At 67.5% G+C, this 1280-nt stretch carries 1 protein-coding gene; it reads left to right on the forward strand.

Annotated features, from left to right (window positions below):
• Window positions 1-1280 (forward strand): Ig-like domain-containing protein (locus tag M8370_RS23345; protein WP_250021867.1); only part of this gene is annotated, 1280 nt, incomplete at both ends.

The following is a 1280-nucleotide window of genomic DNA, read 5'->3' on the forward strand; positions in this document are numbered from 1 at the left end:
GAAACCGACGACAACCGTCCGCTGATCAAGGGGACGGGCGCAGAGCCGGGCAACACCATCACCGTCTACAACGGCGACAAGGTGATTGGCACCGCGAAAGTGCAGGCCGACGGCACCTGGTCCCTGGAGCCGACCACGCCGCTGCCGGACGGGAAGTACACCCTGACGGCGAAAGAGACCGACGGCGTGGGCAATGTCTCCGGTCCGTCCGGTGAGTACATCATCAACGTGGCTACCGTACCGCCGCAGGCACCGACGCTGGACACCGTCTATGACGATGTGGCCCCGCATGCGGACTACCTGCAGAAGGGCGATGTCACCAACGACACCACCCCGACCCTGAGCGGCAGCAGCGGCGTGGCGGGCGGTACCATCAGTATCTACGACAACGGTCGTCTGATTGGCACCACCTCCGTGGCCGGCAACGGCAGCTGGAGCTTCACGCCGGATACGGCGCTGGCAGACGGCAGCCATAACTTCACCGCCACCGTCACCGACGGCGTGGGCCGCACCAGTGAGCCAACCGGCGGCTTCGGTATCGTTATCGATACAAAAGCCCCGGACGCGGCCTCTGACCTGCTGGTCACCGACAACGTCGGCGCCTACCAGGGCCCGGTCGTGAGCGGCGACACCACCGATGACAACACCCCGACCCTGAGCGGCAGGGCCGAGCCGGGCAGCACGGTGAACATCATCGACAACGGCCAGGTCATCGGCACCGCGAAGGTGAACCCGGACGGCACCTGGAGCTACACCCCGGACCAGCCGCTGGCGAACGGCGCACACGACCTGACCACCACCGTCACCGATCCGTCGGGCAACACCGGGCCGGAAGGCTCGCACGTGGTCATCACCGTTGACGTGGTCCCGGGCAAGGTGGAAATCACCGCCGTGACCGACGACACCGGCAGCGTGACCGGCAGCCTGTCGCAGGGCGCGCTCACCGACGACACCCGTCCGCAAATCAGCGGCACGGCGAAGGCGGGCAGCACCGTGACCATCATGGACGGCAGCAACGTGCTGGGCACCACCACCGCGGGCGCGGACGGCACCTGGAGCTTCACGCCGAGCGTGGACCTGGGCCGCGGCGACCACACCTTCACCGCCACGGCGAAAGACCCGATGGGCAATGAGTCGAGCAGCAGCAGCTGGACCGTGACCATCGACACCGATGCACCGGTGAAACCGACCATCGACGCGGCGCTGGACGACGTGGGCAGCGTGCAGGGTAACCTGGCGAACGGCGGCACCACCGACGATCCGACCCCGACCCTGAGCGG

Origin of the sequence: Enterobacter cloacae complex sp. OE43NF, from assembly GCF_023544405.1 — a bacterium.
Classification (GTDB): Bacteria; Pseudomonadota; Gammaproteobacteria; order Enterobacterales; family Enterobacteriaceae; genus Enterobacter; species Enterobacter cloacae.